Origin of the sequence: Arthrobacter sp. (genome assembly GCF_030540645.1) — a bacterium.
GTDB lineage: Bacteria > Actinomycetota > Actinomycetes > Actinomycetales > Micrococcaceae > Specibacter.
On the sequence record NZ_JAUNVV010000013.1, the window covers coordinates 13,907 to 38,995 of the forward strand.

General features: G+C 60.9%; 25 protein-coding genes. 6 read left to right on the plus strand and 19 right to left on the minus strand.

All coding sequences use genetic code 11. The features are described from left to right. Window positions 1–17 precede the first annotated feature (17 nt). Window positions 18–2,207 (minus strand): L,D-transpeptidase family protein, encoded by a 2,190-nt coding sequence (locus tag Q4P21_RS04235; RefSeq protein ID WP_303387591.1) that lies wholly within the window; start codon window positions 2,205–2,207, stop codon window positions 18–20. A gap of 6 nt (window positions 2,208–2,213) precedes the next feature. Continuing rightward, entirely contained in the window at window positions 2,214–2,561 is a 348-nt protein-coding gene (locus tag Q4P21_RS04240) for a hypothetical protein (RefSeq protein ID WP_303387592.1), read from the minus strand. Here Q4P21_RS04240 and Q4P21_RS04245 point away from each other — a divergent pair. Beyond that, window positions 2,560–2,778: a hypothetical protein gene (locus Q4P21_RS04245; RefSeq protein ID WP_303387593.1), complete on the plus strand. Its 219-nt coding sequence runs from the start codon at window positions 2,560–2,562 to the stop codon at window positions 2,776–2,778. The two genes, Q4P21_RS04240 and Q4P21_RS04245, sit on opposite strands and share 2 nt — an antisense overlap. Before the next feature lie 69 nt (window positions 2,779–2,847). Here the strand turns inward: Q4P21_RS04245 and asd are convergent, their stop codons facing one another. The 13 genes from asd to Q4P21_RS04310 form a co-directional block, all read right to left on the minus strand. Then, window positions 2,848–3,984 (minus strand): aspartate-semialdehyde dehydrogenase, encoded by a 1,137-nt coding sequence (gene asd / locus Q4P21_RS04250; protein ID WP_303387594.1) that lies wholly within the window; start codon window positions 3,982–3,984, stop codon window positions 2,848–2,850. A gap of 144 nt (window positions 3,985–4,128) precedes the next feature. Continuing rightward, the gene (locus Q4P21_RS04255; protein WP_303387595.1) at window positions 4,129–4,542 is read right to left on the minus strand and encodes a hypothetical protein; all 414 of its coding nucleotides are present in this window, start codon (window positions 4,540–4,542) and stop codon (window positions 4,129–4,131) included. After that, window positions 4,539–5,186: a hypothetical protein gene (locus Q4P21_RS04260; RefSeq protein ID WP_303387596.1), complete on the minus strand. Its 648-nt coding sequence runs from the start codon at window positions 5,184–5,186 to the stop codon at window positions 4,539–4,541. Before Q4P21_RS04260 ends, Q4P21_RS04255 begins: the two co-directional genes overlap by 4 nt. Window positions 5,187–5,245: 59 nt before the next feature. Next, on the minus strand, window positions 5,246–6,241 hold the full coding sequence (locus Q4P21_RS04265) for a WXG100 family type VII secretion target (RefSeq protein WP_303387597.1): 996 nt from the start codon (window positions 6,239–6,241) through the stop codon (window positions 5,246–5,248). Between the two features lie 110 nt (window positions 6,242–6,351). After that, on the minus strand, window positions 6,352–6,939 hold the full coding sequence (locus Q4P21_RS04270) for a dihydrofolate reductase (RefSeq protein ID WP_303387598.1): 588 nt from the start codon (window positions 6,937–6,939) through the stop codon (window positions 6,352–6,354). Beyond that, window positions 6,936–7,727 (minus strand): thymidylate synthase, encoded by a 792-nt coding sequence (locus tag Q4P21_RS04275; protein ID WP_303387626.1) that lies wholly within the window; start codon window positions 7,725–7,727, stop codon window positions 6,936–6,938. The genes Q4P21_RS04270 and Q4P21_RS04275 overlap by 4 nt, the downstream gene beginning before the upstream one ends. A 43-nt stretch (window positions 7,728–7,770) precedes the next feature. Next, window positions 7,771–8,172, minus strand: a complete 402-nt coding sequence (locus tag Q4P21_RS04280; RefSeq protein WP_303387599.1) for a GntR family transcriptional regulator — start codon at window positions 8,170–8,172, stop codon at window positions 7,771–7,773. A gap of 6 nt (window positions 8,173–8,178) precedes the next feature. Beyond that, entirely contained in the window at window positions 8,179–9,810 is a 1,632-nt protein-coding gene (locus tag Q4P21_RS04285; protein ID WP_303387600.1) for a hypothetical protein, read from the minus strand. Between the two features lie 161 nt (window positions 9,811–9,971). Continuing rightward, window positions 9,972–10,937: an NUDIX hydrolase gene (locus tag Q4P21_RS04290; protein ID WP_303387601.1), complete on the minus strand. Its 966-nt coding sequence runs from the start codon at window positions 10,935–10,937 to the stop codon at window positions 9,972–9,974. Further along, entirely contained in the window at window positions 10,937–13,180 is a 2,244-nt protein-coding gene (locus tag Q4P21_RS04295; RefSeq protein ID WP_303387602.1) for an RNA degradosome polyphosphate kinase, read from the minus strand. Before Q4P21_RS04295 ends, Q4P21_RS04290 begins: the two co-directional genes overlap by 1 nt. A gap of 77 nt (window positions 13,181–13,257) precedes the next feature. Next, complete coding sequence (gene mshD / locus Q4P21_RS04300; RefSeq protein WP_303387603.1) at window positions 13,258–14,244, minus strand: mycothiol synthase; 987 nt, start codon at window positions 14,242–14,244, stop codon at window positions 13,258–13,260. Window positions 14,245–14,557: 313 nt separating this feature from the next. Continuing rightward, window positions 14,558–15,577 (minus strand): hydroxyacid dehydrogenase, encoded by a 1,020-nt coding sequence (locus tag Q4P21_RS04305; RefSeq protein ID WP_303387604.1) that lies wholly within the window; start codon window positions 15,575–15,577, stop codon window positions 14,558–14,560. Between the two features lie 35 nt (window positions 15,578–15,612). Continuing rightward, window positions 15,613–16,311: a response regulator transcription factor gene (locus tag Q4P21_RS04310; RefSeq protein WP_303387605.1), complete on the minus strand. Its 699-nt coding sequence runs from the start codon at window positions 16,309–16,311 to the stop codon at window positions 15,613–15,615. A gap of 146 nt (window positions 16,312–16,457) precedes the next feature. On the opposite strand from Q4P21_RS04310, the gene Q4P21_RS04315 reads away from it, so the two are divergent. From Q4P21_RS04315 to Q4P21_RS04335, 5 genes are all read left to right on the plus strand, one after another. Further along, the gene (locus Q4P21_RS04315; RefSeq protein ID WP_303387606.1) at window positions 16,458–17,192 is read left to right on the plus strand and encodes a permease; all 735 of its coding nucleotides are present in this window, start codon (window positions 16,458–16,460) and stop codon (window positions 17,190–17,192) included. A 213-nt stretch (window positions 17,193–17,405) separates the two neighbouring features. Continuing rightward, window positions 17,406–18,008 (plus strand): FABP family protein, encoded by a 603-nt coding sequence (locus Q4P21_RS04320; RefSeq protein ID WP_303387607.1) that lies wholly within the window; start codon window positions 17,406–17,408, stop codon window positions 18,006–18,008. Between the two features lie 56 nt (window positions 18,009–18,064). After that, window positions 18,065–19,162: a folate-binding protein YgfZ gene (locus tag Q4P21_RS04325; protein ID WP_303387608.1), complete on the plus strand. Its 1,098-nt coding sequence runs from the start codon at window positions 18,065–18,067 to the stop codon at window positions 19,160–19,162. A gap of 176 nt (window positions 19,163–19,338) precedes the next feature. After that, the gene (locus Q4P21_RS04330; RefSeq protein ID WP_303387609.1) at window positions 19,339–19,956 is read left to right on the plus strand and encodes a PadR family transcriptional regulator; all 618 of its coding nucleotides are present in this window, start codon (window positions 19,339–19,341) and stop codon (window positions 19,954–19,956) included. A gap of 44 nt (window positions 19,957–20,000) precedes the next feature. Then, on the plus strand, window positions 20,001–21,506 hold the full coding sequence (locus tag Q4P21_RS04335; protein WP_303387610.1) for a DHA2 family efflux MFS transporter permease subunit: 1,506 nt from the start codon (window positions 20,001–20,003) through the stop codon (window positions 21,504–21,506). Here Q4P21_RS04335 and Q4P21_RS04340 read toward each other — a convergent pair. The 4 genes from Q4P21_RS04340 to Q4P21_RS04355 all read right to left on the minus strand — a co-directional run bounded on the left by Q4P21_RS04340 (window position 21,460) and on the right by Q4P21_RS04355 (window position 25,071). Next, window positions 21,460–22,176 carry a GNAT family N-acetyltransferase gene (locus Q4P21_RS04340; RefSeq protein WP_303387611.1) on the minus strand — a complete coding sequence of 239 codons (717 nt, stop codon included), beginning with the start codon at window positions 22,174–22,176 and terminating at the stop codon, window positions 21,460–21,462. The genes Q4P21_RS04335 and Q4P21_RS04340 overlap by 47 nt on opposite strands. Window positions 22,177–22,231: 55 nt before the next feature. After that, window positions 22,232–23,257: a 6-phosphofructokinase gene (locus Q4P21_RS04345; protein WP_207343498.1), complete on the minus strand. Its 1,026-nt coding sequence runs from the start codon at window positions 23,255–23,257 to the stop codon at window positions 22,232–22,234. Between the two features lie 129 nt (window positions 23,258–23,386). Beyond that, window positions 23,387–23,635, minus strand: coding sequence for a hypothetical protein (locus Q4P21_RS04350; RefSeq protein ID WP_303387612.1), 249 nt, complete (start codon window positions 23,633–23,635; stop codon window positions 23,387–23,389). Between the two features lie 44 nt (window positions 23,636–23,679). Next, a complete protein-coding gene (locus tag Q4P21_RS04355) occupies window positions 23,680–25,071 on the minus strand; it encodes a PspC domain-containing protein (RefSeq protein ID WP_303387613.1) in 1,392 nt (463 codons plus the stop codon). Window positions 25,072–25,089 lie beyond the last annotated feature (18 nt).

A 25,089-nucleotide genomic window follows, 5' to 3' on the forward strand; every position in this document is an offset into this window, starting at 1 on the left:
CTGTCCCAGCGGATCCGTTAGCTGAAGAGTGCGGACTTCACACCCATGATGATGCGGTCCCCGGAGGTTGCCTTGCGGAGGAAGTCCACCATGGCCCAGTCGTCAACGGAAATGCAGCCTGCCGTCGGGACCTTGTTTTCATGCAGGAAGATGGCAAATCCTGCATCCTGAGTGATGTCGGGCCGGTTGTAGTCGATGACAGCGCCTTGCTGGTAGTCGTGCTGGGCGCGCGTGGCGAAATACCACATGTTCTCGTCCCAACCGACCCATGAATTTGACTCGTGATACTTGTTGTACGTGGGCGTCCAAGGGTTCCCGCCCCACCGGGAGTTCGGATTGAGTGTCCGATAGGGAAGCTTTGTGCCGGGGTTGCCCAGGCCAAAGGCTTCCGTGACCGTGAACGAGCCGGTGGGGGAAAACAGGTTGCGTGTGGGGCCCGAGGGGACTCCTGGTGCCTTGAATCCTGAGGCTCCGACATAGCCGTCGGTCTTCCAGTCGGTGACGTAGATGGCTGCGACCTTCTTGCAGTAGATCACCGTTGCATAAGCTTGGTTGTAACTGTTGGTGAATGTCAGGAGCACGCGATTTGCCCCGCCTGTTGTGTAGCGGGACCTGCCATTGTTGAGGTTTTGGCATTCGCTCATGACATAGCTGCCGCCTGCCCCGTCGCTGCCCCAGCCGATGTGTCCGCCCACAAAAGTTTGCACACATTGGCTGCCAGAGCAGCGCTCATCGGAAATGGGGTAGCCAAGATAGCCGCTGGGACCGCCCTGAGCCATATACTGTGAGCCGATTCCGCCCTGGGTTGCATAGGCGTTGGAATGGGCGCTATTTGTCCAGAGCCTGCCGTACCTGAAGTCCTGGTAGCAGCCGCCATTTGGTTGGCCGCAGACCTGCTGGGCCTTGGGGAAGCCCAGAATCCCGTTGTGCCAGCCCCTTCGCTGGTAGCCGTCCAGGAACTTGCCATTGCGTACGCTTGCGGCTCCCGTGGACTTGGCGTTGTAGGCGACGCCGCCCTGGAAATTCTGGTAGCAGCCGTTATCTGACTGATTGCAGACCTGTTCACCCCGGGGGAACATCAGGAAACCTGCAGTGCCGCCCTGGCTGTTGAAATGGTTTCTGATCGGGCTGTTCACGATGCTGAAGGCACCTGTCCCGGCAACCCAGAGTATCTGGCCGTTCTGGAAGTTCTGGAAGCATCCCTTTTGGGGGAGGTTGCACGTTTCCGGGCCGACTGGGTAGCCGACGGGCCCGTCCTGCATTCCATTGGTCTTGTAGCGCCCCAAGATTCCTCCGTGTATGGCGTGGGAGCCGGAGGTGGGTGACCAGAAGATCGTGGTCTTCTTGAAGCCTTGTAGGCAGCCGCCGTCGCGAAGTGCGCACATTTCGTTACTGGTGGGCACGCCCAATGTTTCGGGACCGCCGCCAGCAAGCCATTTACTGCCGATGCCACCCTTGGTGTTGAGCGACAGGCCGGTGCTGAAGATCCACTTGCCTCCGGAGAATTTTTGGTAGCTGCCGTTCTCTGCTGGAATTTCATCGGAAACCGGGACGCCGAAGCCTTTGGCCGCATCCTTGCCCCCGCTGTACCAAACTTTTCCAATGGCGCTGGTGGCCACAATATGGTGGGTTCCCGTGCCAGCGTCAACGTAGATGAAACCGCCCTTGAACTCTTGGACAATGTAGCCGGGGTTTGTTTTTTCGTTTGAAAGCGGGGCGCCAAGAGGGCCGTTCTGTCCGTTGAGCGAATCCCAGCGAACTTTCACGGCGCCCTTGACCACTATCTCGGCTGCCAACGGCTTCGCCGGGGCGGGGGGCTCCGGAGTGTCAGCGAGCAGTGGCGCAGGAACCGGTGTGCTTGGTTCCTGCGTGGCTGCAGGAGCCGGATCGGTACTGTCTTGAACGGTTTCCGACGGTTGCGGAGCGGCCGGTACCGGGGCTTGGGTCACCGGGTTCGTAGCCGGGTTGGTCGCGGGATTGGGCGTCGGGGAAGTTTCCGGCGTGATTTCCGCAGGCTGCGCCACGTCCGTTTCGAAAGCGGCGGCGCGGGCCGCGTCCTTGCTGGCGGCTGGTTCGGCCGGCTCCGGGGAGCTGTTTGTTGCGGATTGGTTGGAAACAGGCGTTTCGGCGCCAAATGCCGGCGGGGTGGAGAGCATGGCGCCAAACAAGCTCAGTGCAAGGGTGGCGACGATGAGTCGATTCTTCATGATGTCCTAATCTTCAACCGACATGACGGGTTCACAGATGGCGCCGGGATCGGCAGAGATGGCGAAATCTTTTGCCGCCACGGGCTCGGAGCCCTTGGCGGGCACATCCACCGTGATCATTGTGTGTCCTTGTGCCACTGAGTTGGCCACAACGGCGATGGCAATGGTGAATCGGCGCTGGGTGTTGCCGGGATTGTTGACGGTGGCCTGGAACGACCACGATCCCTCGTTGTCTGATGTGCACTTGATGTCGCTCAGGTCCTGGGTAGCCAGGGCAGACGGTGAGATTACCGTGATGGCACCGGTGCTTTCAGGGTTTCCACTTTCCGGGGCCGCGGTGCTGGCGGTTTCCATGGCAGCAGCTGACGTGCTGGACAAATTGTTTTCCGGCACGTCTTTGCCTGTTGCGGAGCATCCCGATAAAGCCATGGAGGCGATTATCGGCAATAAAATCCACTTCTTTTCCATGTGTCCCCCCGATATGCGTGATTGGATTTTGATTGCGAATCACCTGAGAATATCAGTGTTTGGATTATTCCCAACCAGTATTTCCCCGCGAAAACAATTTTAAACGCAGCAGGACGCACGTTCGTAAGGAAGGTGCGCCCTGCTGGAGGCTGAGCTTTTGGGAACTCTAGTTTTAGAGCGTGCCGACAGCGATCTTGAGCATGCGGCGCAGCGGCTCGGCGGCGCCCCACAGGAGCTGGTCTCCCACCGTGAAGGCGCTGATGTATTCCGGGCCCATGTCCATCTTGCGGATGCGGCCCACCGGGACTTCCAGCGTGCCGGAGGCGGCCACCGGGGTGAGATCGGACATGGAGGCGTCCTTCGTGTTCGGTACCACCTTGGCCCACTGGTTGTCGTTGGCTAAAAGGGACTCGATCTCCGCGACGGGGAGGTCTTCGCGCAGCTTCAAGGTCAGTGCCTGTGAGTGGGAGCGCATGGCGCCAATGCGTACGCACAGTCCGTCCATGATGACCTGATTGTCAGCGGAGTTGCCCAGGATCTTGTTAGTCTCCACCCCGGCCTTCCACTCTTCCTTGGACTGGCCGTTGCCCAGATCAGCGTCGATCCAGGGGATCAATGAACCCGCCAACGGCACGCCAAACTGGCTGGAGTCGATGCCTTCGCGCTGGTGGGCCAGGACCTTGCGGTCAATTTCAAGGATGGCCGACGCCGGGTTGTCCAGTTCGCTGGAAACCTCGGAGTTGAGCGTGCCGAACTGGTTCAGCAGCTCACGCATGTGGCGGGCGCCGCCTCCGGAGGCTGCCTGGTAGGTCATGGACGTGCCCCACTCGACGAGGCCGTTCTTGAACAAGCCACCCAAGCCCATGAGCATGCATGAGACTGTGCAGTTGCCACCCACGAAGTCGCGGGTGCCATTGGCCAGGCCTGCGTCGATGGCGGCACGGTTGATGGGGTCCAGCACGATGATGGAGTCGTCGTTCATGCGAAGTGTGGACGCGGCGTCCAGCCAGAGCCCGTCCCAGCCGCGGCTGCGCAGCTCGTTGTGCACGCGGCTGGTGTAGTCCCCGCCCTGGGCGGTGACAATAATCGGGAGTTTGGCCAACGTGTCAATGTCAAAGGCGTCTTCAAGTTTGCCGGCATCGCCGGCGCCCGTAATCACCGGGGCGCTGCCGCCAGCGTTTGAGGTGGAGAAAAAGACGGGGTTGATATCGCCGAAGTCGCCCTCGTCCTGCATGCGCTGCAGCAGAACGGAACCGACCATGCCGCGCCAACCAACCAGGCCGACGGAAGGAACATTGTTATTGGTCATGGCACCAGTTTAGTGGGGAGGGGCAAATCGGCTGTAGTTCGTTTCATCTTGCGAACAAGTGCGACGGCGTTTCGCACCACAGTGGGAAGGCTCGGCCGGGCCCGACAGAGGGGGATTTCCTCCAGCCAACGAAGGACACGTCGCCTACTCGGGGCGGATGAGTGTAATTCCACGTGCTTTGCGTAGCTTGCTCGCTTTGTGTTCGCGGGCGAAGTACACCCAGCTCCAAGGCACAAAGATGCCAGCCAGCAGCAGTGGGATGGCGTTCTTGAGTGCTTCCTGAGGTCCGTCCTGGGCCCAATGGATCACAAAGAATACAAGACAGAAGGCGTAAATGACAGATATCAGCAAGGAGATCGCGAGCAATCCGCCTGCGCTGTTGACGGGTTTGACGGCACTTCCCACAGAGCCCTTGTACACGCCGTATTCCTCCACTGTCATGCCCTGACGCAAGGCTTCACGTTCGACCTCGGATTTGTAGTAGCCCCTGCTCCGTTTGGAGGGGTGCACGGTCTTCCCAGGTGGGGCCGCATGCGCGCCTGCGGGTTTCTTGCTCATGAGGAGATCATCGCCCGAAGCCCTGACAGCTTTTCCAACAACTCTGCACGGCTTAGGCCGGCCTGCTCAACAACATCCGCGGTGGGATCTGTCACCCTGCCCACAGCCCAGTTGTTCGCATCTGGACGGATCATCAAATAGTCTTCGTTGTCCATGTTGCGGCTCAGGACATAGGCGGTCCCGGTAGTTGTTTGACGGACATGTTCGGCCACAACATCTACTTCCGCGACGGCGCCGTCGAGCTTGGGATCTTGAGCGAAAGCGAACCAGGTGGACAGGGAGCGGGGCTGCAGCAGGACCTTGACCCGGTCGGATTCAACATGAACCACAGTGTCCACAGCGTCGGCAGTCATCAAACTGATCTCAGTCCAACGGTTGGCCCGGCCCAGCGCGTAGGCGAGGGCCATGGTGGGCCCCTCCAACTCGATGTCTTCACCGTTGAGGCTGGCAAGGCCCCTTGCCAGCAGCGATGAAGCGCCGGCAATGCACAACTGCTCGGAGTTGAGCTCTTCGGTGAGCCGAAGCACTGTGGCACTCTTGGCCGCTTCCGGGGTGGAAGTGGCCTTGAGTAGGTACGCCATCTCGGCGAAGCCAAAGCCGTAAGAGTCAGCGGCGTCGTTGAGTCGTTGTGAAGTTTGCGCCATGGCCTATCGAGTCCGTTCCTTGAGGAGTACAAAAATGTGATGGGTGAGAATCGGCGGATTCAGCCGAATCCGAAGAATTTCGCGGCACCCTTGCCGAGGTCTTCAATTCCTTTGCCCACATCATTGACAAATTTGCCGGGGTCGGTGACTGCTGCAGTGATTCCGGCACCAATGGATTTGACACCATTGTCCACGAAGCTCTTGACAGCTGGAATCTCGTAGATGGCCCACCCGGCGCTGGCAATCTGGGCAACAGTGCCGGCCGGCGGCGGGAGGAAGCAGGCCACACCCAACGCGGTCTTCGCGCCGGAGTAAATTGCCCCTCCGATATCACCCTCGACACCTTTCTGCACAGTGTCGAAAGCGCTGAGACCCACGCTCAGCCAACCAACTCCACGGCCCAGGCCGCTTTTACCGAGCCATTCAAGGTCTGTGCCCTTGAAGAACTTGGGCGCCTCTGCGAAGAACCCTTTCATGGAATTCAGTTGCGGGAAATACTTGTTGAGGTTCTTCAACCCCAGCAGGTCTGTGGCGGAGTCCATGATGTTGAACGGTGCGCTACGGCCGGCAAGCTTGGCCCACTGTGCCGGATCATCCAAATACCCGGCACCTTTCTGCGCCATCCACGTGAGGGCGTAAATGTTTTTGGGCAGGTTTATGGCGTTCTTGACATTGCTGTACTGCTTCCAGCCGTCCCTGAAGGGGGACCCCTTCGATAGCCAATCCGGTCCCCAAGGGTTTGTGCTATTCCCCGCCACGCCAGCTGGCCCGCCCAAACTGGCCACGGAACTGGCCTGCTCCTGCTCACGGGCGTTCTTGTTCAGCTCGTTGGCGGTTTCATCCAACATTGTGGCCGTGCGGGCAATGACACCGCGGTGCTGGCCCCGCCACTGCGCGGCGAAACGCTGGGCGTCTGGTCCCTGCCAGTACCTCGGGAACTGGTTGACGGCGCCGTCAAGCAATTTCTGCGCTTGGGAAAGCTTTTGTGAGTTGCCAGAAAAGTCCCTGGCGAGCGCGCGGAGTTCTTCGACATCAGCGCCCAGCATTTCAGACATAACAGCTCCGGAGTGTGCGGGGACGGGGTAAGTTGTTGCAAATCCAATCTGAGCTTAGCGGTGCGAATCCGTGGCCGCGATGGGGTGGACTCCCCATCTCCGGCCCGGTGCTACTCCGGCGCCTCGAATTCGGTTTCGCCTCTGGCCCACAGGGTGATCCGGTATTCGGTGCCGTTCTTCGACGTGTGCCAGCCCTCCACCGGCGACGCCCCGCGAAACGTCCACTCATGATCCAGCACGGGCGCCTGCGTGTCACCTGAGACACCTGTATTAATGACGGTGACCACAGCCACATTGCAATGCTCAATCGCCTGCTCAAAGACCTGCCCGCCGCCGATGACCCAGACCTCGTTGCCGCCGGGGGAGAACTGCGCCTCCACCAGGGCTTCCTCCACCGAGTCAAGCACGACGGCGCCGCTCGCCTCAGGCGATGCGGCCCACCCTTCCTGGTGGGTCACCACGATGTTCGTACGCTGCGGCAAAGGACGGAACTTCTCCGGGAAGGAATCCCAGGTTTTACGGCCCATGACAACAGGGTGTCCGAGGGTCACCTTTTTGAAGTGTGCCAGATCTTCCGGCAGGTGCCACGGCATGCCTCCGCCAGCGCCAATGATGCCTTGGTTGGTCTGTGCCCAGATCATGCCGATGATGGGCTGAGCGAAATGGTAGTACTTCGGGGTAACGGGTGCGTCACTCATACGGCAATCGGGGCCTTAATCGCAGGGTGGTGCTGGTAGTTGACCAGCTCGAAGTCGTCAAAGGAGTAGTCGAAGATTGACTCGGGCCTGCGTGCGAAACGCAGCTGCGGGTAAGGGTACGCCGCACGGCCGAGCTGCTCGGCGACCTGGCTGAGGTGGTCCTCATAAATGTGCACGTCGCCTCCGGTCCAGATGAATTCGCCCGCTTCCATGTCCAACTGCTGAGCCATCATCATCGTCAGTAGCGCGTAGGAGGCAATGTTGAAGGGCACGCCGAGGAACGTGTCAGCGGAACGTTGGTACAGCTGGCAGCTGAGTTTGCCACGGCCGTCCTCGGTGGGGGCAACGTAAAACTGGAAAAATGCGTGACACGGGGGCAGCGCCATGTTCTTCAATTCGCCCACATTCCACGCTGAGACAATGTGCCTGCGTGAGTCCGGATTCTCGTGAAGCGACTCCATGACCTGGCTAATCTGGTCGATGTGTTCCCCGTCCGGTGTGGGCCATGAGCGCCACTGGACGCCGTAGACCGGACCTAGCTCACCGGCGTCGTCCGCCCATTCGTTCCAAATCTTGACACCGTTTTCCTGCAGCCAGCGAACGTTGGAATCACCGCGCAAGAACCACAGCAGCTCCATGGCCACTGACTTGAAATGGACCCGCTTGGTGGTGATGAGCGGGAAGCTTTCGGAGAGGTCGAAGCGTAGTTGGCGGCCGAAGACACTCAGCGTGCCCGTGCCTGTCCGGTCCGACTTCATGGTGCCGTTGGCCAGCACGTCGCGGAGCATGTCTTCATACAGGGTCTCGATTTTTGCAGTCACGGGCACCAGTCTACTTGGCCCTCCGCTGCCGGAGCCGTCCCTGAATTAGTGAGATTAGCGTCTTTTCATCCAACCCGGCTTGTTCGCCCGCCTCCAGCAACTGGTCGACGGCGGCGAGCACCTCCGGCGCCGGTGGCGGAGCCTGGTCCTCCAGTGGTTGGGCGTGGCGGGAACCTGCGACCACCGTCCCCTGCCTGCGGTTGCTGGTGACAAGCCCCACCGCTTCAAGCTCCTTGTAGGCACGGGCCACGGTTCCCGCTGCAACGCCCAGGTCACCGGCCAAACTCCTGATGGTGGGCAATCGGGTGCCGGAGTGTAGTTCACCGACGGCAATGAGTGAGGCAATCTGCGTCTTTACCTGCTCGTAAGGTGGTGTGGCGGTGCCCAAGTCGATGACAATGCGTGCTTCCACGCCTTGCTACCTGCCGCTCGAGGAAGCGTTCGGCAGCGGCACAGGTGTCTGTCCGCAGTAGTCGGCCGGAGTGAATTTTCGCACGGGAAAGAGCAGTAGGAGTGCCCCGATGATCAGGCACAGGATGCCGAGGAGCTGGGTGTTGAACTGGAGTGCCAGCGGGTTCGGATCCGACTGCACTACCGGCACCAACACCCCGAGGATCGCGAACCAGCCTCCAGCAACCGTCCGCCCAATGCGGAAAAGAGAGCGGCGGCGCAGCAAGGTGTCAAAGGAGCCTGGCGAGTTATTCAGGGCTGGACGCCGAAGGACCAGCGCCCCTGCCCAGGTCCCGATGACTGGGATGGCCAAGGCGTAGGCAAGGGGGGTGAGGAACGAGGAGTTGGGGGTGTTGCCCGCGGAGCTGGACGACGACAGTAGGCTCAGGACCAGCGCAAGTCCCATGGCGGCGAGCAGAAGTGCCGCCCACAGGGGCCAGGGCAATGGCTTGCCCAACTGCACACGGGGACGCCCCGGCCTGGCGTAATTGCGACTGATGAGGAATTCCGAGCCTGCAAAGGTGAGCAGAAGGGCAATCACCCCCAGGAATATCAAAGACAAACCGTCGCGCCACGGGAGGAAAGCGGCAGCCCCCAGGCCGAGGACTAGGATCACGGGCAACACGACTGACAGCGCCGAATCGCCCACCTTGGCGGCGGCTGGGCCATCGCCTAGTGCCAGTTCCGCAGCCGCGGAGGAAGAGCCCACCGAATCGCCGCTTGCTCCCAGGAACGGCGGCTTCCACATAAGCATGACGCCGAGAATGACCACGTTGACCACGCCCATCCAGTTGATCCAGGACGTGGAGATGACATCCGGGTTGGGAATGGACTGGACCATGAAGTTCCCGGCAATGCCGGCCAACCCCGAGGCAATGGTCGCACAGACGCGTAAGAGGCGGTTCATGCCGATGACCCGGAGTGTTCTATTTTGTTCGGCAGTCAGCATCTCCAGAGAACGGCGTGAGGCAATCAGGCGCATGACCAACAGAGTGCCGAACGTCAGGACAAGCAATGCCGCACCCAAGGCTGCGGCCAGCACATAGCCTTCAATCCTTCCGGTGGTGGCCCCCGCCCAACCCGTTCCGACAATTGATGACAGTGGCTCCAGTGCGGGAAAGGCGGGAGTGAACGCCAACCAAGTCAGGGTTCCGGCGGAGAAGATGAACACTCCCAACACCACCGCCCCCAGCACGGGCTCAACGAAGTCGCGGGCTCGGCGGAATTCCAACACTGCGGCGCGCTGGGGGGATTTTGGTGCAGGCCAGGACGCCTGCCCAATGGCGTGGGCGCCCAGCACGGCGACGATCGGAGCGAAGATCGCGAACCAGGGAATGAGGGCCCAGGCGGAACCGACCGCCTGCAGCTGCCCAGGGGGATATATTCCAGCCTGCCCGGCGGCAACCAGGCTGCTCAGTGCCCAGGCGATGACACCAGTCCACAGCGCGTGCTTGCGCACGGTCTCGAGGATCTTGTCCGGCTTCGGAGCCCACACGACGAAGCGCAGCACCAGGTATAGGACAAGGCAGGCCAGTGCCACGACGGGCGCCAGCACCACAAGAATCTCAAACAGGTTCGGTGCCAACATCATTTCCCCCATACTTCGAAAACCTTTGTGTCAAGTATGCAATACAAAGGGAGGGGTGTCATGTTGTGTAGCGTATAAACGCTGCTTGGATGCTTATGCGGGGAGTGCTCCCGCCGCATAAGCGGTCAAGGTGCGAACAAGCGGTCAAGGTGTGTGCTCGCCAGTGGCGGATGTCAGTCTTCGTAGGGCTTGTGCTGTTCCAGGGCCACAATGCGGCCGGGTTCTTCGAGCGAAACATGGGCCACCAAGACCTCTCCGGGGGAGAGGTGCGGATCCAGCAACGGCAGTGATTCGCCCAGATCGGCGGACATGTGTCCGGCCAGCGTGGTCAGAATCGTGGGCAGCACAGGGCGGTGCGTGCACACGGCAGTGGCGCTGGTCCTTGTGAGCAGCTTTTCCACGGTTGCCTCGACCTTGGCTGGATTGCGCTTGTGGTCGGTCTCGGTCAGCCAAGGCACCACCTTGACCTTTGCCTTGGTGGCTTGGGCGTAAGGGGAAATTGTTGAGATGCAGCGCATCCAGCCGCTGGTTTGGATACGTGCGGGGTGCCATGACATCAGCAGCCGCTGAAGGTACAAGGCCTGGCGTTTTCCCGTCGCAGCCAGGGGACGTTCGCCCTCAGCGCGTGTCCATGCTGAACGGGGTTTGGCTTTGGCATGCCTGATAATCAGCAGCGGCCACGTGTCAAGGGTGCCGTTCTCGTGAGCGGCCACCAAAGCTTCAAGCGGCTCCACATCGGAAGGGTTGGACAGCAGGCCGCGGGCCTTGTTGGGGCTGCACCAAATTGCCGCGTCCACCTCCTTCCCATCAGGGATGGGAGGCATATCATCCACTGAAGAAGCCCAGTAGTGGACCTCCTTGAGGCCGGGCTTGACGGGGTAGCAGATGGAAGGCAGCGGAATGCCCAACGTGATGGGCAGGCCGACTTCCTCGTACACTTCGCGCACGGCACATTCAGCCAAGGTTTCGCCTTTATCGAGTTTCCCCTTGGGCCAGGACCAGTCGTCATAGCGTTGGCGGTGGATCAGCAGGAGTTCAAGCTTCTTCTTCTTGACCCGCCAGCACAGTGCACCCGCCGCGTAGATGGAGGGGCCGGTGAATTCATCCACCGGTTCTTCAAGATGTTCAGTGTTGCGCATTACGAATGCAGTGCTGATCGCGAACGGGAACGGCTGGCAAGCAGCCATGACTGGACATCGAGCAACGGTTCTCCTTCGTCGTTTTGATGGTGTCGTTTCCATTCGCCGTCGTTGTCCAGGTGCCAGCTGGACGTGCCCGGATCAAGGTAGCGCGTCATCAACGAGTCAACCTCGGCAATGTCTTCACGGTTGGAAAGCCGGACCAGTGCTTCAACACGGCGGTCCAGGTTGCGGTGCATCATGTCCGCAGAGCCCATGTAGACAATAGGATCCCCGGCGTTGGCGAAGGTAAAGACTCGGGAGTGTTCAAGGAAGCGGCCCAGAATTGAACGCACTGTGATGTTCTCGCTGAGTCCGGGCACTCCCGGCCGCAGGGAGCAAATGCCGCGCACAATCACACCGACGTCCACCCCTGCCTGGGAAGCACGGTACAGGGAGTCGATGATGGCTTCATCGACCATGGAGTTGACCTTGATGCACACCTTGGCTGGCAGGCCGGCCTTCTTGTTGGCGATCTCGGCGTCGATCAGCTCGATCAAGCCTGAACGCACAGAGCGTGGCGCCACCAACAGGCGGTCGAAGGACGTCTTGGGCGCGTAGCCGGACAGCTGGTTGAACAGCTTCGAGAGGTCTTCACCCACTTGGTTGTCGGCCGTCAGCAACCCCAAATCTTCGTAGTAGCGCGCGGTGCGGGGGTGGTAGTTGCCGGTGCCAATGTGGCAGTAGCGGCGCAGCCCATCCTGTTCCTGACGGACCACCAAAGACAGCTTGCAGTGGGTTTTTAGACCGACAATGCCATACACCACGTGCACGCCGGCCTGCTCAAGTTTGCGTGCCCAGGAAATATTCGCCTGTTCATCAAAACGAGCCTTGATTTCCACCAGCGCCAACACTTGCTTGCCGGCCTCCGCGGCATCCACCAACGCGTCAACGATGGGGGAGTCGCCGGAGGTGCGGTACAGGGTCTGCTTGATGGCACGGACTTTGGGGTCGGCTGCGGCCTGCTCCAGGAAGGCCTGCACTGAAGTGGAGAACGCGTCGTAGGGGTGGTGCAGGAGAATGTCGCGGCGGCGCATGGCCGCAAACACGTTCGCAGCCTTGGACGTTTCGGACGGGTTCAGATCGCGCGAGGTGTGGGCCACATGCTTGGGGTAGCGCAAGTCGCTGCGGTCGATGGCGCCGATGACGGACAGTCCGCGCAAATCCAGCGGTGCTGGCAGTTTGTAGACCTCGGACTCTTCAACATCCAGTTCGCGAACCAGCAGTGCCAGGATGCTGGGGTTGATGTCCGTGGCCACTTCAAGGCGCACGGGCGGGCCGAACTTGCGGCGCAGCAGTTCCTTCTCCAGCGCCTGCAGAAGGTTCTCGGCGTCGTCCTCTTCAACTTCCAGATCCTCATTGCGAGTGACCCTGAAAGTGTGGTGCTCCACAATTTCCATGCCCGGGAAGAGCTGGTCGAGGTACTGGGCAATGACTTCTTCAAGCGGAATGAAGCGGGCCACGCGCCCGGGCACCGTGCCAGCGCGGGGTCCGTCGAGGGCAACGAGCCGGGGCAGTAGGTCCGGGACCTTGACGCGGGCAAATAGTTCCTTGCCGCTGACGGGGTTACGGACCACAACTGCCAAGTTCAGCGACAGCCCGGAAATGTAAGGGAACGGGTGGGCCGGATCAACTGCCAGCGGCGTCAAGATGGGGAAGATCTTCTCGGAGAACATCTTCGCCAGCTGCACCTTGGAGGGGTCGTCAAGCTCCTCCCAATGGACCAAGTGGATGTGCTCGTAAGCCAGTGCGGGTCTGATCTGGCTGGCGAAGACGTGTGAATGCCGAACCTGCAGTTCATGGGCGGCTTCGCTGATTTGCTCCAGCACTTCCAGCGGGCTCAAGCCTGCAGGGGAAGGCACGGCCAGGCCGGTGGCAATGCGGCGCTTCAGGCCGGCCACGCGCACCATGAAGAACTCGTCCAAGTTGGAGGCAAAGATCGACAGGAAGTTTACCCGCTCCAACAGCTGCAAATCGGGGTCTTCGGCCAATTCCAGGACCCGGGCGTTGAAAGCCAGCCAGCTCAGCTCACGGTCGAGGAACCTGTCGGGAGTGATGTCCCCTTCAGGAATGAGCGTGGGCTCAAAATCGGGGATCTCAATCCTGTCTTGGGTGGCCCGTGAAGAGGGTACTTCCCCGGAAACAAAACGTTCCCGGCCGCTTCCTGCTGCCTTGTTCAGGGTCCCCTTGTATTCGCGCTTCATCCACTGGTCCTCAGAGTTGGTACTGCTTTGAATCACACTTGTCAGCGTGGGCCCAATCCGTTGGGAGGGCCAACACCTTAGGCAGACATCGGCCCGTACATGACGTCGGAATCCCACTTCGTAAAGCCCAGCTGGCGGTACAGCGAAACTGCGGCGTCATTGTCTGCGTCAACGTAAAGCATAATGGCACGCAGGCCGGCATTTTGCAGGTGGTCGATGCCCTGCCGCGTCAACGTCCGGCCCAGCCCCAATCCCTGCGCCGCAGGAGTCACCCCCACCACATACACCTCGCCCATGGCAGCCTGGCCGGGGCGGGAGGCATGGACCTTCGTCCAGTGGAACCCTAAAATCTCATCAGCGTCATTGACTGCCAAAAAGAATCCTGCCGGGTCAAACCATGGCTCGGCGATACGGGCCTGCAGGTCGTCAAGGGTCAGCGCCCCCTGTTCCGGGTGGTGGGCAAACGCTGCGGCATTGGCTGCCAGCCATGCTTGCTCATCCTGGTTCGGAATAAATGTCCGCAACCGCACGCCGTCGGGCGTTGGGTAGTCAAGGTCGGGTTGCTCCGGTGGTGCCAGGGACGACGGCGTCTGCCGGACAAGGCGCATGCGCCACAATTCGCGGATGGCACGGTAGCCGTAGCTGGCGGCAAGATCAGCGGCAGCTTCATGATCGCCGTGAGACCAGGCCTTGATGCCTTTGAGCCCGCGGACCTCAATCAGTTTGTCCACCACAATGGCTCCGACGCCCTCATTGCGGTAGGCCGGGTGCACAACGATTTCCAGCACGCCTTCACTGCCGTCGAGCACCACCACGGCGACACCGGCAAGGTCCTCACCGACCGTGGGTGAGGCGTCCTCTGGGGCATAGGTGAGCAGGGTCAGCACAGTGTGTGGGCCCGCCTGAGCGGATTTGAGTTCAACGAGGGTTTGTTCCGAGAAGGGCGGATTGCCGTCAGCGTCTTCGGCTGCGTCAATCACAGTCTGGATCTCCTGCAGGAGCTCAGGGCCGGGCGCGCCCGGAACCACCGTTACCGGCCAGCTGTCAGTCTTTGCGGGGCTCATAACCACAGCCTAGTGTGAGTGCGCAAGCTAATGCGAGACTCTCCGGCTGTGATTGTGTCGAATGAGCCCGGCGTCAGCTTGGTCCTGGAGCCAATTTGCACCCAAGCGCGGTGATGACATACAGTTTGAGAGCGCCGCGGCCGGGCAACCGGAGTGCGGTGGCAAGTTGAGGGACTCAATGGTTCCTGAAGTTGTGCTGGGGGGATGCACCAGTGGGGTGCCTTCGATACGTTCGACCCGTATGTCCTCCACTTATTCAAAAGGGCCCATTTCCGTTAAGGAAATGGGCCCTTTTGCCGTATCCGGGGTTGGGTCACGCGCTTAAGTTCATATCGTGGGCGTGCACCTGAGCATCCAGCGGTTCGCCGTTGAGGTAGTGGGCCAGGTCGTTGAGCGCCATGTCAGACATCCGGCGGGTTTCCGTCCCCAGCGAACCGGCAATGTGGGGTGTCAGAACCACATTTGGAAGGTCATAGAGGATGGAATCGGCGTTAAGCGGTTCGGGGTCTGTGACATCCAGGATGGCGGTGATGCGGCCGTCGCGGCAGGCCTCCTCCAATGCGGCCGTATCAATGAGCGAGCCGCGGGCCGTGTTGATCAAGGTGGCGTTGTCCGCCAAGGCGGCCAGTTCCACCGCCCCGATCATGTGACGCGTGCTGGGAAGCTCGGGGGCATGAAGGGAGAGGATGTCCACTGATGGGATGAGTTCATCCAATGGAATTAGCGTGGCGCCTGCAGCGGAAACCTTCACGGGGTCTGCATAAGGATCCGCAACGAACACGCGCACATCCTCCAGCATCTGCAGCAGTTCAACCACGCGCCGGCCAATCTTGGAGTAGCCCACCACCCCAACGGTCCTGCCTAGGTTGCCGAGCTCACCGCGCAGCTGGCCATAGCTGTTTGAGCCACGGTGGTTACGGGCATCATTTGCCAGCACTTGTGCCCGCTTGCCAGCAAGAATGATGGTGGCCAAAGTAAATTCGGCCACCGGGACGGCGTTGGCGTCGGCACCATTGGAAACAACAATCCCACGGTCCCATAGTGCGTCGCTGACGAACGGACGCACAGAACCTGCACAGTGAAAGACTGCCCTGAGCTTGGGCAGCTGAGCCAGCCTGGCTTCATCAAGCAAGGGCACGCCCCAGCTGGTGATGAGGATTTCAATCTCAGCCAGGCGCCCGGCAACGGCAGGGTCGTCAAGGGAATCCGTCGACACGGGTGTGCCCAGCTGAACCATTGACTGCAGGCGTTCCAGGCGATGGCTGTCAAATTGTGCTTCAACGGTGCCGTAGTCCATGACCAGGAGCGCTTCAGGAAAGAGTTTGCGGTTCAAAGGTGGTTCCTCTCGTGGCTTCCTGGCAGCGGGTGTCATGCCTCGCTGAGGGCGTCGTCGGGCATTTTGGCAACGCTGAGCAGATAACCCACGTTCCTGACGGTGCTGATCAGTTTCTCATTCTCGGATCCCAGCTTCGCGCGGAGGCGCCGAACATGGACATCCACCGTGCGAGTGCCCCCGTAGTAGTCGTAGCCCCACACCTCATTGAGTAACTGGGCTCTTGTGAAAACCCGCCCCGGATGCTGGGCAAGATATTTCAGCAGCTCAAATTCCTTGTAGGTAAGGTTCAGCACTGTCCCGTGAACCCGCGCGGTGTAGCTGCCCTCGTCGATGACAATCCCGGCAGCCTGGATTTCCTGGTGTGAGCTGTCTTCCGCCGCATCCACACGGGTCAAGGCCAACCGGATGCGAGCTTCCACCTCTGCGGGCCCGGCAACATTAAGCACTACGTCATCTGCCGACCATGACGCTGTCACGGCTGCCATGCCGCCCTCCGTCAAGACCAGCAACAAGGGAATGCTGATGCCGGTGGCACGCAGCAGCTGGCAGAGGGACCGGGAGCCGGATAGATCCTGCCGGGCGTCAACCATGATGAGGTCCGCGGGTTTTGCGTCAAGCAAGGCGGTGGGTACTGCTGGAAGAATGCGGACGTTGTGGCTGAGCAGCTCCAGCGCAGGCAGGATATCCAAGGAACTGCCCCGGTGGTTGGTCAACATTAAAATCTGCGACATGACTTCCTAACAAAGTGCATTGAGCACGCATCTTTCAGCGACGAACAAGTTTCAGGGCCTGCGCTGAAAGCAGCCAAAAAAGTCAAGACGCACCGTCCGCGAGGGTTGTTCCACAGTGTACCGGCAGAATAAGGGAGGATTGGTGTGTGAAGTCATCCATAGCCGGACTTATATCCATCGTTGCCTTGGTGCTGCTGGTGGCAGCGCACTATCTGGGGTTGGGCTGGACGGCGGGCTTCGGGATTGCCCTGTCAGCTGCCTTTGGGTATGGCTGGCCGCACTACTTGGCCATTCCTGCCAAGAAGACACTGGGCACTGTCATCGCCCTCACTGGTGTCGGCTCCGCCTTGACCGCCGGCCTGGATGCGGGCGGGGACTACCTGGTGTGGACACCCATCTTGATCGCTGTAGGTTTTGCCGGGGTTATGGTGGTGCAGCTGCTTCGTGGCACCGGGCAGAAGTATCGGCTGGAATCCACCCTGGGAGCCGGAACCGGAGTTGCCATTGCGGGTTTTGCGAGCGGGTGGGTGGCTTCCATCCGCTTCTTGGGGGAGCCGGGCATGACACTCATTGTGGCCATCAGTGCCGCGGTGGCTATTGCCGTGGGCATGCTTCCCTGGCCTGATCGGGTGCTTGCACCGTTGGCGATCGTGATGGCTGCGCTGGCCGGGCCCCTCGCGGCCCTGTTGTTTTCCAATCTGCACGTAGTTCAGGCAGCCGTGCTAGGCGTCTTGGTGGGCGCTGTCATGGCTGCTTTCCGCCAACTGCGGACCCTGTCGCGGAAACCAGAACATGTGGTGGGTGTTGTGGCTGCAGGACTGGCACCCATCCTCTCGTTGGGCGCCCTTGTCTACTTCGTGGAAAAGATTATTCTGCACTAGTCAGACCGCACCGGGGGGTGAATTCATGCCACGGCACACCCCGTCATGAAGCGGTCCGCTAGGAAGCCCGGCAGATCATTGTAGGATGGCAGCATGAGCGTACTTGCCTTGGAAATCTTCTTCATTTGCCTTTTGGTGTTGGCCGGCGTGGCCATGGCCTGGTTTGCCGGACTGGTGGTGTGGCGCCTGTTCAAAGGTCAGCAGTAATCTGCCATGGCCATTGAAATTCCCACCGGCCTGACCCCGGAATTGGTTCCGCTGTCATGGCTGCTTGGCACCTGGACCGGTGCTGGCCGCCTTGGCGCCGGCGAAGCCGACGATGAATACTTCATCCAGACGGCGACCTTCAAGGACAACGGGCTGCCTTACCTGCAATACTCGGCAGAGTCCTGGCTGACGGATGAAAACGGCACTGTTCTGCGCCCGCTCTCCGTGGAAACAGGCTTTTGGCAGCTTGATCGCCCCTTGAATGATTCCGACGGCGGTCCCGGCTTGATTCCTGCCGACATGGTCCCTGCACTGCGGACGGCAGAGGATGTCGAGGCGCTGCGCAACGCGGACGGCGGCTTTGACCTGGTGGTCAACATTGTCCATCCAGGCGGCATCTCCGAACTGTATTACGGCAGCATCAAGGGTCCGCAGATCCAACTCTCCACTGACGCTGTCATGCGGGGCGCCGGAGCTAAGGACTACACAGCGGCAACCCGCATTTTTGGGCTTGTGAACGGCGACCTTTACTGGCGCTGGGATGTGGCTGCCCAAGGGAAATCCCTTGATGCGCATGCCTCGGCGGCCCTGCACAAGGTCAACTCCTAACTGCTGCCCGCCCCGGGCGGTGGAATAGGCCGCTACGAGAAGGCGTTGCACGCGATATGAGCTATTTGAGTCCTTTGTTGAACCGTCACGGAGCCGTGCAGGCAGGCGGCCTCGACGCCGGCGTTGCCGCACACTATGGCGACCCCAACCGTGAACAGCGTCTGCTGGCCGGATATTTGGGGAAGCCCGGTACCGCCGTCGTGGATCTTTCCCACCGTGGGGTGGTGACCGTGGCCGGCCCGGACAGGTTGAGCTGGCTGAACACCTTATCCAGCCAACAGCTGAGCAATCTGGCCCCAAACACAGGCACCGAGCTGTTGCTGCTCACGGTTCAAGGCCGCATCGAGTTCGATGCGAGGGTTGTTGACGACGGCGAGACGACCTGGCTGATCGTCGAAGCCGAGGAAGCAGCACCCTTGGCCGCGTGGCTTAATTCCATGAAGTTCATGTTGCGGGTTGAAATTGCAGATGTCTCGGCGGACTGGGCCGTAGTGGGATCGGTGTCCGAGGTTCCCGAATGGGACAAATATTTGGTTTGGGTGGATCCCTGGCCGCACGTTGGCGCCGGCGGGTACAGCTACGCCGCTGTTTCCGAGGACCAGCATCCCGGCCTTGAACGGCCTTGGCGCGAATACCTTATGCCGACAGGCGAGCTGGAAGAAGCCGTTGGCCAGCGGCCACTGGCGGGCGTCTGGGCGGCGGAAGCCTTACGCCTTGCCGCGTGGCGCCCCCGCCGCGGGGCCGAAACCGACGACAAAACCATTCCGCACGAACTGGACCTGCTGCGCACGGCCGTGCACATGTCCAAGGGTTGCTACAAGGGCCAGGAAACAATCGCTCGCGTGCACAATCTGGGCCGCCCGCCGCGCCGCCTGGTGTTCTTACAGCTTGACGGGTCGCTGCACACGCTCCCGGCCCCAGGCAGTGAAGTTCTCCTCGAAGACCGTGTGGTGGGAAAAGTCACCTCCGTGGCCCAGCACTTTGAAATGGGTCCCATCGCCTTGGCCGTCATCAAACGTTCAGTGGACCCCGACGCCGTTTTGAGCGTGAATGATGCCGGTGAAAGATACCCTGCCAACCAGGAAATTATTGTTGCCACCGACGCCGGGCAAGTAGTCGGCAGGCAGAGCGGGTTTTTGCGCGCTCCCAGGTAACACGCTCCCCAGTAAGCGGTGCCCTGCACGGGCCCTCCCCAGAGTGGGGCCCGTGCACTTGGAAAAGTTTGGGGACTTTGAAGCCGGGTATTCCGTGAGGAATACTTCATGTGGAATAATAGCTGTGGGTTCAATCCTGCGTTTGATCCATGGACGAGTTGTGGAAGGAGCTGGGCATGCCATCAGGAGAACAACTATCGCCGCTGGCCATGGCGGCGTTGGGCTTGCTTGCGGAACGCGCCATGCACCCCTATGAGATGTACCAGTTGTTGATCCACCGTCATGAAGACCGCCTGCTCAAGGTCAGACCGGGCACCCTGTACCACGCGGTGGACAGGCTGGTTGGGGCCGGGCTGGTGGAAGCCATCGGCACCACCCGCGACGGTAATCGCCCCGAACGCACCACATTCGCAATACTCCCGGCAGGGACGGCGCGGCTGGCTGCAGGCCTGCGTTCCCTGCTGGCAGAGCCGGTCAAGGAGTACCCCCGCTTCGCCCAGGCACTTTCTGAAGCGCACAACCTGCCAGCTGCGGAAGTCATCGAACTCCTGGACGTTCGGCGTGCGGCATTGGAAAAGGAATTTGCCGTGCTGGAAGCCGACCGGAAATTGGCGCTTGCACGAGAGGTGGCCCGGCAATACTGGATCGACGTGGGCTACCAACAACACCTGCTCAGGGCAGAACTTGACTGGTTGCAGCGCCTCTGTAGCGAGCTTCATGAAGGTTCCCTGCCCTGGATGGACAAGCCGCCGGGCAGCACGGCTCCGCAAATAGCCACAGAGGCTAATCAGTAAGGGCGCATGCCATGAACAGTATTTTTCGACTCTAAGGATCACCCATGGATATCGTGGCAAAGCCGTGGCCCGCATTGTGGGCACTCGTTCTAGGATTCTTCATGATCCTAGTGGATTCAACCATCGTTTCGGTGGCAAACCCCAAGATCATGGAAGGACTCCACACGGACATCACTTCCGTCATCTGGGTGACGAGCGCCTACCTTCTGGCCTATGCAGTACCGCTGCTCGTCACGGGACGGCTAGGTGACAAGTACGGGCCCAAGAACCTCTATTTGATTGGTTTGGTTGTCTTCACACTGGCTTCGCTGTGGTGTGGGCTCTCGGGAAGCATCGGCATGCTGATACTGGCCCGTGTAGTTCAGGGACTCGGTGCAGCCATGATGACTCCCCAGACCATGGCTGTCATCACCCGTATTTTCGCTCCCGACAAGCGAGGGCCCGCAATGGGCCTGTGGGGTGCAACTGCTGGCGTGGCCATGCTGGTGGGCCCCATCCTTGGTGGCGTGCTGGTGGACGGGCTGGGTTGGGAATGGATCTTCTTCGTCAACGTCCCTGTGGGCATTGTGGCGTTCGTCATGGCTGTGCGGCTCGTCCCGAAGCTGCAGACCCACAATCACACCTTCGACCTGTTGGGTGTGGCGCTGAGCTCCATCGGCTTGTTCCTGTTGGTCTTTGGCATTCAGGAAGGGGCCAAATATGACTGGGGCACCATCGCCGGACCGCTGACAGTGTGGAGCCTGATCATCGCCGGAATCATCTTCCTTGTCTTGTTTGTTGGTTGGCAGGCCGTCACCAAGGGCGAACCACTCGTGCCGCTGCACCTGTTCAAGGTGCGTAATTTTTCGCTTGCGAATGCCTCCATCACCACCGTGGGCTTCAGCATCACCGCCATGACGCTCCCGTTGTTCTTTTACTACCAGCTGGTCCGCGGGCTGACACCCACCGAGTCAGCACTCATGATGGTCCCTATGGCTTTGATCTCCGGCATACTGGCACCGTTCGTGGGCAAGCTCGTGGACACAATCAACCCTCGTTACGTGGCCTGTTCAGGGTTCGTGCTGATGGCCGCCTCACTTGTATGGACGTCCGTGCTGATGACACCCGCAACCCCCATCTGGCTGTTCCTGCTCCCCAGCGGGCTGTTGGGTATTGCCAGTTCAGGCATTTGGACCCCGCTCTCCACCACGGCCACCCGGAACCTCGGCCCGCGTGAAGCCGGGGCCGGTGCAGGGATCTACAACACCACCCGCCAGATTGGCTCCGTGCTGGGCTCGGCGGCCATCGCCGCGCTGATCACGGCACGGCTGGCAGCTGAGATGCCCGCCGGAGCCCCTGCTGGGGCGAGCGGGTTCGGAGGGCAGCTGCCAGTTGCCTTGCAGGCCGGGTTCGCCACGGCCATGGGCCAGTCAATGTTGTTGCCGGCCGCCGTGGTGCTGCTCGGCGGACTGACGGCAGCGTTCTTTGCCAAACCACGCCCAGTCGAGGCCATCTATGCAACTTTTAGCGAGCCTGCAGTGCAACCTGAGTCTGCAAGCCAGCAACACTGAAGCCTATTGAGATGGCCAACGCATGAGCGGCCGAATTATTGATATCCGCACGCCATTGCACAATTAGGCCTACACCCAAGGCTTCCTGGGCGGCGATGCTTGTGGCCAGCCGCCCCGCACCCTGACGCCGGTGCTCGGGGGCAACCAGCGTGCCAATCTGGGCCAGCAGCCCCTGGTACTCGGCGTACGCACTGCAGGCGACGGGGCCGGCGTCGGAGGTACCCGAGTCCATGACGGTGAACTGGTGTTCCCGCAGTGAAAGCCGCACGTCATTGACATCATCCGGCGGGCACAGGGACTCCAGCACAGCCACAGGCCCGGGCCCCGTGGCAACGTGCACTGTGTGGGCAGGCTGGAACACGGCAAGGTCGTCGGCGTAGTACAGGCCCTGCGTGCCCAGACCGCGGCCGCCGTCGTAACGGGTGAGGCGGAGCATGGTCGAATGGTCGCTGAGCTCGTCGTCGTCGTACGCTTCGGCCGCGGTGAGCAAATGCTCCGGGCCCGTCAGGATCGACTGGTCCCACAAACGAATGAAGGTCAGCTGCGGTGAGTTGGAGACGTGGGTGATCCGCCCCTTCTCGGCACCCACCAAGAGTGAATCGGCGGGCAGGCCAAGGCCGCGTTCCCACGCCAGGAAGACAATGGGTGCGGAGGCAAGGTCAAACGTCATGCTTTAAACGTTAGCGCCCCCGGCACAGGAGTGCAGGGGGCGCCGGCGGATTTCACTAGCCGAACAGGATGGCCGCTTCGTCGTAGCGGTGCTGTGGCACCTTTTTCAGGTTCCCGAGGGCGGCCTCAAAGGGCACGTGCTCAATCTCGGTTCCCTTGAGCGAAACCATGGTGCCCCAACGTTCTTCCACAACCGAGTCGACGGCGGCCATGCCCAACCGGGTGGCCAGCACACGGTCGAAGCTGGAGGGGACGCCACCGCGCTGGATGTGGCCAAGAATGGTGGCTCGGGTTTCAATGCCGGTGCGGGCCTCAATCTCCGGGGCCAGCTGGTCGCCAATGCCGCCAAGGCGCGGACGGCCAAAGGCGTCCAGACCGCGTTCGGAATGGGCGGAATCCTGGTGGTCGGGGACAAACCCCTCGGCCACCACGATCAACGGCGCACGGCCGCGGTCGCGTGCCTCCAGAACCCATGCCACGATCTGGTCCATGCTGGTTTTTTGTTCCGGGATCAACACTGCGTGGGCGCCTGTGGCCATGCCTGCATGCAGCGCAATCCAGCCCACGTGGCGGCCCATGACTTCGGCAATCATGCAGCGGTGGTGGGACTCTCCGGTGGTGCGCAGCCGGTCGATCGCCTCAGTGGCAATCTGCACGGCAGTATCAAAGCCGAAGGTGTAGTCGGTGGCGTCAAGATCGTTGTCCACGGTCTTGGGAACGCCCACGATCTTCAAACCTGCGTCGGTCAGGCGGCGGGCCGCAGCCAGCGTGCCCTCCCCGCCAATGGCGATCATGGCGTCGATGCCGAGGCGTTCCATGTGGGCCTTGATGACGTCAGGGCCACCGTTGCCTTCAAAGGGGTTGGTGCGTGAAGTGCCCAAGATGGTGCCACCCTGCTTGGAAATGCCGCGCACCATGTGGCGGGGCAAATCCATGACATCGCCTTCAACAACACCGCGCCAGCCATCACGGAAGCCCACAAATTCGTGTCCGTAGACCTTGATGCCCTTCAATACGATTCCGCGGATTACAGCATTCAAGCCAGGGCAGTCTCCGCCGCTGGTGAGAATTCCAATCTTCATGTGTCTATAGGCCCTTCGAGGGTGGAGTCAATGTGATTTGAGCGCACCATTGAGCTCCTCTCATAGTATTCTAGACGGCCGTGTGATCCGGACAACTCCGTGTATGTGGCGCGGAGTCGTCCGCGGCAGCTACTTTCGACGTAAAAGATGCACAGCCCCACCAGCAATCATGGCGACTCCGGCTCCCAGCAGCAGCCACATGGCTGTTTGCCCGGCATCAAGCTCGAGCCCCGTCTGGCGGATAATGATGAGCAAAACACCAAGGACAAGCACGACGGCGCCCCACACCATGGTGCCCACCCGCATCTGGGGCTTCTGCGTGGTTGGGCGGTTGCTGCCTTCCTGGGGGATGCCAAGGTCATCTGTTGCGTTGTTCATGAGGTATTCCTTCGCTGTTGAATTGATGGGGTTCCCAGCACCGGTCATGGCGTCACTGCCGCAGGAACGGTGGAGGCAACGGATACAACGGTGATGTCGCTGGCCGCACCTTGCAAGGTGATGACCATGCGGTGGCCTTTCGCCTGCACGTTGAGGTCGGTGGTTGCACTCGTGGCAAGAGAACCGGTCTGGTCTGCGCCGTCGACCGTCAGTGAGGATGCGGCCAACTCGCTCTTGAGCCGCACCGGCATGTCCTTGGGGACTTTGATGGTGACGGAGGAGGCCACCACATTGACGGGGATCTGGACATCCGTGGTCAGGGATCCGGTGCTGAACTGCGTGAAGTCAAGGGTTGCATCGCCAAAGACCATGGAGCGGCCCGTTTCAGCTGCGCTGATGGAGGTGGGCGCCCAGTTCATGTTGTTCAACGCCGTGAATTGCCCGTTATGTGGTGGGATGCTCAGCAGGCCGGCCAGCACCAGCATGACAATGGCAAACGCGCTGACACCACCTGCCGCCCGCCCCATGGCGCCCGCTGCCACAATGGCAACGCCGGCGGTGATCGCCGCAGCAGCCGCTGCGGTGGCCACCTGGTAGCCATGCAGGTCAACGACGTTCGTGCTGTCCAGGATCAGCACAACAGCGCCAACCACCACAGCCAGACCCAATGTCAAAAGGCTTGCAGCTGTGCCCATTCGAGGTGTGATCTTGTGCGGCTTTTGCTTCACATACATCTGCGGATTTGGCGTAAAGGTACCAGATGACGGGTACATCAACGGTGGTTCCTGCCACTGCTCCGGCGGGAACGGCTGGCTTTCGTGGTGGCTTTGCGGTGCCCCCTGGAACGGTCCCTGGGTAGGGCCTTGGTGGGGCCCCTGCCACTGGGGTGGGGCGGAAGGCTTTGACTTATTTCGCGTCACGGCCCAGTAAATGACGGCCGTGACTCCGGCGAGCCAAAATAGTGGCCAGGGGAACCAGGAATCGTCCTGGCCCACAGCAAAGCCGGGTCCTTGGCCGAGCAAGCCGAGGATTGCCAGCGCCACCGCCCCGCTCATGCCGGTGGACCAGTGGCCGCGGCCGGCCTCCTGCGCGTGGATCCGGCCGTCGGGTTCCGGCAGCAGCGCCCAGGCAACTCCGTATGCTAGCAGCCCAACACCAAAAAATAGGGTCAGGACCACTGTCAGGCCGCGGACAATGACGGGATCGATCCCCCACCGGTGCGCCAAACCGCTGCATACCCCGCCCATCCAGCGGTTGGGGGAGCGTTGCACACCGAGTCCGTGGATCCACTGAAAGAACTTGGCCGATTCCGGCGGAGGCCCGGGACGGTAGGTGCCGGACTGGAAATTTTCCGGTGCTGGCGGAGGTGGTGCGGGATTGTCCGGGCTGGGTGTGGGCCCTTCCGGCTGTTCTGGGGTGCTGTGTGAGGTGTCCATGCTTCTATGGTTCCTGTT

Bases quoted from the DNA above. Each gene is read 5' to 3' on its own strand.
- mshD (WP_303387603.1), bottom strand. From the start codon at position 14,244: ATGAGCCCCGCAAAGACTGACAGCTGGCCGGTAACGGTGGTTCCGGGC.
- Q4P21_RS04245 (WP_303387593.1), top strand. From the start codon at position 2,560: ATGGCAGCAGCTGACGTGCTGGACAAATTGTTTTCCGGCACGTCTTTG.
- Q4P21_RS04340 (WP_303387611.1), bottom strand. From the start codon at position 22,176: ATGACGTTTGACCTTGCCTCCGCACCCATTGTCTTCCTGGCGTGGGAA.
- Q4P21_RS04330 (WP_303387609.1), top strand. From the start codon at position 19,339: ATGCCATCAGGAGAACAACTATCGCCGCTGGCCATGGCGGCGTTGGGC.
- Q4P21_RS04240 (WP_303387592.1), bottom strand. From the start codon at position 2,561: ATGGAAACCGCCAGCACCGCGGCCCCGGAAAGTGGAAACCCTGAAAGC.
- Q4P21_RS04275 (WP_303387626.1), bottom strand. From the start codon at position 7,727: ATGCTCCGCGACGTGCTGGCCAACGGCACCATGAAGTCGGACCGGACA.
- Q4P21_RS04350 (WP_303387612.1), bottom strand. From the start codon at position 23,635: ATGAACAACGCAACAGATGACCTTGGCATCCCCCAGGAAGGCAGCAAC.
- Q4P21_RS04345 (WP_207343498.1), bottom strand. From the start codon at position 23,257: ATGAAGATTGGAATTCTCACCAGCGGCGGAGACTGCCCTGGCTTGAAT.
- Q4P21_RS04285 (WP_303387600.1), bottom strand. From the start codon at position 9,810: ATGGGGGAAATGATGTTGGCACCGAACCTGTTTGAGATTCTTGTGGTG.
- Q4P21_RS04260 (WP_303387596.1), bottom strand. From the start codon at position 5,186: ATGGCGCAAACTTCACAACGACTCAACGACGCCGCTGACTCTTACGGC.
- Q4P21_RS04355 (WP_303387613.1), bottom strand. From the start codon at position 25,071: ATGGACACCTCACACAGCACCCCAGAACAGCCGGAAGGGCCCACACCC.
- Q4P21_RS04255 (WP_303387595.1), bottom strand. From the start codon at position 4,542: ATGAGCAAGAAACCCGCAGGCGCGCATGCGGCCCCACCTGGGAAGACC.
- asd (WP_303387594.1), bottom strand. From the start codon at position 3,984: ATGACCAATAACAATGTTCCTTCCGTCGGCCTGGTTGGTTGGCGCGGC.
- Q4P21_RS04290 (WP_303387601.1), bottom strand. From the start codon at position 10,937: ATGCGCAACACTGAACATCTTGAAGAACCGGTGGATGAATTCACCGGC.
- Q4P21_RS04235 (WP_303387591.1), bottom strand. From the start codon at position 2,207: ATGAAGAATCGACTCATCGTCGCCACCCTTGCACTGAGCTTGTTTGGC.
- Q4P21_RS04265 (WP_303387597.1), bottom strand. From the start codon at position 6,241: ATGTCTGAAATGCTGGGCGCTGATGTCGAAGAACTCCGCGCGCTCGCC.
- Q4P21_RS04295 (WP_303387602.1), bottom strand. From the start codon at position 13,180: ATGAAGCGCGAATACAAGGGGACCCTGAACAAGGCAGCAGGAAGCGGC.
- Q4P21_RS04270 (WP_303387598.1), bottom strand. From the start codon at position 6,939: ATGAGTGACGCACCCGTTACCCCGAAGTACTACCATTTCGCTCAGCCC.
- Q4P21_RS04320 (WP_303387607.1), top strand. From the start codon at position 17,406: ATGGCCATTGAAATTCCCACCGGCCTGACCCCGGAATTGGTTCCGCTG.
- Q4P21_RS04310 (WP_303387605.1), bottom strand. From the start codon at position 16,311: ATGTCGCAGATTTTAATGTTGACCAACCACCGGGGCAGTTCCTTGGAT.
- Q4P21_RS04325 (WP_303387608.1), top strand. From the start codon at position 18,065: ATGAGCTATTTGAGTCCTTTGTTGAACCGTCACGGAGCCGTGCAGGCA.
- Q4P21_RS04335 (WP_303387610.1), top strand. From the start codon at position 20,001: ATGGATATCGTGGCAAAGCCGTGGCCCGCATTGTGGGCACTCGTTCTA.